Here is a 3,217-nt window from a genome sequence, read left to right on the forward strand (position 1 = left end):
AATTATGAATTATGAATTATGAATTATGAATTATGAATTATGAATTATGAATTATTTACCATTAATGGACTACTATTTTCACCCTGACCACTTCAACATGATCTGTTACTCACAGGCCATTCCTTTATGCATGTGTGGCTTTCTTATTGACCATGATTAGCCGAAAATTCACAAACATGAAGCAACTAACATGTATGTACTTTTTTACACTGACCACTGTTCACTGACCTCTATTTTTCAATACCCAACCAATGATTGAATCATAGAACAATACGGCAATAACTTATTTCTTCCTTTTAAAAAATCTAATTCAATTAAAAAGGAATAGGCTACAATCGTTCCTTGTGATCTTTGAATTAATTTGGATGTTGCTTCAGCTGTTCCACCCGTCGCTAAAATGTCGTCGTGTATGGCAACTCTCCAACCGGGTTGTATCGCATCCGTATGCATTTCAATGGTATTGGTTCCATACTCCAATGCGTATTCTTCAAAAACAGTTTTGTAGGGTAATTTCCCCTTTTTACGAATGGGAATCATTGGTATGCCTAATTCCATTGCAATGGATAATCCAAACCAAAATCCTCTGCTGTCTAAACAAGCCAATGCATCCAATTTCAAAGGGCGTAATTGATCTGAAAAGGCTAAAACAATATCTTTACAAAGCGAAGGGTTTTTTAACAGAGGAGTAATGTCTTTAAAAATAATCCCAGGTTCTGGGAAATCAAGGATGTCACGAACGGTTGATTTTATTGTTTGTTCTAGCATTTTGTTCGATGTAGTCATATTTTTTTACACGAGTATTGATTCCCTCAACAATATACGACATCTTGCAGTTGCTTTACAAGCCTATTCGTAATGGAAAAAGAAATTATTACCGGCATTTTGGTGCCCATGCAGCCTGAAATTGAATTGATTTTACATCACATGCATGTTGAGAATATCGTAGAAACAGGTAGTCGTAAGTTTTATGTGGGAACCATACAACATAAAAAATGTGTGGTGAGTTTATCACGTGTTGGCAAAGTGGCATCTTCTGTTACTGCAGCTGTAATGATAGAACGATTTGCGGTAGGTCGTATAATTGTAACAGGAGTGGCTGGGGGATTAACAGATGAAGTTAAAATAGGGGATATCGTAGTTGCGACAACATCCATTCAACATGATATGGATTGCAGGCCCTTATTTCCTCAATTTGAAATTCCGTTATTAGACATGGTTACATTTACGTGTGATAAAGTGATGGTAGAGGATGCCTTTACAAGTTGTACTACGTTTATGAAAAATGAATTATATGACTATGTAAACAAAGAAGAACTCGAAGCCTTACATATACACAAGCCAAGTGTACACAAAGGTTTGTTAGTTAGCGGAGATCAATTTATTGGAACGATGTCGCAATATGAAAAAATACGTAACGAACTTCCTGAAGCCATTTTCGTTGAAATGGAAGGAGCAGCCGTAGCACAAGTGTGTTATGAATACAATATACCACTCGTTGTAGTTCGATCCATTTCAGACAAAGCTAATGCCCTTGCACACATCGACTTCAATCGATACATCGATAACGTTGCGAAATATTATACCTGGGGATTGATAGAGGGGATGATGCGATAAGCAAGTGGTCAGTGAACAGTGGTTAGTAAAAAAATAGTAAATTGAGATTAGAATAAGGTATAGGTTTCTGAATATGAAGGTTCTAATATAATTTCACTGCCCGCTAGTTTTCTGACCACTGTTCACTGACCACTCATTCAAATTGAGCATCAAAATTAATAATTCACACGAATCCATCTAGTAACAGCTTATGCAACCCACCATAAAAAACGATCCCAAAATCATTAATGCTTGGTGTACCTATGATTGGGCGAATTCGGTGTATTCGTTAACGATTACGACGGCTATTTTTCCAGAGTATTTCTTAGGCATCACTAAGAACGGAGCTAATGGGAATTTGGTTGATTTTTTTGGGTTTTTGGTTCCCAATACGGTACTCTATTCTTGGGCGGTATCTATTGTATTTCTTGTTTCAGCAATACTAAGTCCATTTTTAACGTCCATTGCAGATTATTCTGGAATGAAAAAAACATTTATGAAAGTATCCTGCTATACAGGTTCCGTGGCATGTGCAGCCTTATATTTTTTAAATGAACATACAATTGAATTTGGTGTCTTAACTTTTGTGCTTGCTGGCATTGGTTATAGCTCCAGTATTGTGTTTTACAATTCCTATTTACCAGAAATTGCAACGGAAGATCAATATGATCGGATCAGCGCCAAAGGCTATACTTGGGGTTATATTGGTAGTGTATTGTTGCTTATCATCAACTTAGTCTGTGTCGTATTTCACGAAAAAATTGGTATCACCATTGGTTTTGCCTCACGTATCTCTTTCTTGACTGTAGGTGTTTGGTGGCTGGGCTTTGGTCAATTATCTTTTATGGGCTTGCCGAAGGTTCAACAAAAAAATAACAGGGGTAATATGTTAACAAACGGCTTGAAAGAGTTGAAAAAAGTATGGGATAGTATCCAAAAGCTTCCTTTATTAAAACGCTTTTTAGTTGGTTTTTTCTTTTACAATATGGGCGTGCAAACGGTTATGTATCTAGCTCCCTTATTTGCCAAAGAAGTGATTGGCGTGGACTCTCAATCATTGATAGCAACCATATTATTGATTCAATTGGTTGCTATTGCGGGTGCGTATGCACTGAATATGCTTTCAAATAAAATAGGAAATACTCATGCGTTATTGGTTGGTGTTGTTGTGTGGATTGTAATTTGTTGCATGGGATATGTTGTTCAACCAGGTATGAGTTTTTTTATATTGGCAGGTTCTATCGGTTTTGTTATGGGTGGGGTGCAATCGCTTTCGCGTGCTACGTATTCAAAATTAATGCCCGTAAATACAAAAGACCATGCATCGTATTTTAGCTTTTTTGATATAGTAGATAAAATGTCGATTGTGTTGGGAACCTTTAGTTATGGTCTTATCAGACAACTAACAGGAGATATGCGCAACAGTTTAATTGCACTAGGTATTTATTTTGTGATTAGTATTTTCTTTCTTCGTTTGATCCCTTCAAAGCAAGTATATAATACTCAGATGCCAGACTAGTTTCTAGAAGAAAAAAAGTATAAAGTATAAAGTACAAAGTACAAAGTACAAAGTTGTCAATGCCTATATAGGGTTGACCGTTTTAGTAGACTTAAATAATAATTA

General features: G+C 36.2%; 3 protein-coding genes. 2 read left to right on the top strand and 1 reads right to left on the bottom strand.

Features of this window, described 5'->3' with window-relative positions; translation table 11 throughout:
* Positions 1–237 precede the first annotated feature (237 nt).
* Positions 238–783 carry an adenine phosphoribosyltransferase gene (locus tag Q0543_RS01650; RefSeq protein WP_299248168.1) on the bottom strand — a complete coding sequence of 182 codons (546 nt, stop codon included), beginning with the start codon at positions 781–783 and terminating at the stop codon, positions 238–240.
* A gap of 72 nt (positions 784–855) precedes the next feature.
* Here Q0543_RS01650 and Q0543_RS01655 point away from each other — a divergent pair, with 72 nt between their 5' ends.
* Together Q0543_RS01655 and Q0543_RS01660 are read left to right on the top strand one after the other, a co-directional pair.
* Positions 856–1,614 carry a 5'-methylthioadenosine/adenosylhomocysteine nucleosidase gene (locus Q0543_RS01655; RefSeq protein ID WP_299248170.1) on the top strand — a complete coding sequence of 253 codons (759 nt, stop codon included), beginning with the start codon at positions 856–858 and terminating at the stop codon, positions 1,612–1,614.
* 190 nt (positions 1,615–1,804) lie between these two features.
* Entirely contained in the window at positions 1,805–3,112 is a 1,308-nt protein-coding gene (locus Q0543_RS01660) for an MFS transporter (protein WP_299248174.1), read from the top strand.
* The last annotated feature ends 105 nt before the right edge of the window (positions 3,113–3,217 follow it).

Source organism: uncultured Cytophaga sp., from assembly GCF_937863595.1.
Lineage (GTDB): Bacteria > Bacteroidota > Bacteroidia > Cytophagales > Cytophagaceae > Cytophaga.

Coding starts and splice junctions, on each gene's coding strand:
- Q0543_RS01650 (WP_299248168.1), bottom strand. CDS start 783: ATGACTACATCGAACAAAATGCTAGAACAAACAATAAAATCAACCGTT.
- Q0543_RS01655 (WP_299248170.1), top strand. CDS start 856: ATGGAAAAAGAAATTATTACCGGCATTTTGGTGCCCATGCAGCCTGAA.
- Q0543_RS01660 (WP_299248174.1), top strand. CDS start 1,805: ATGCAACCCACCATAAAAAACGATCCCAAAATCATTAATGCTTGGTGT.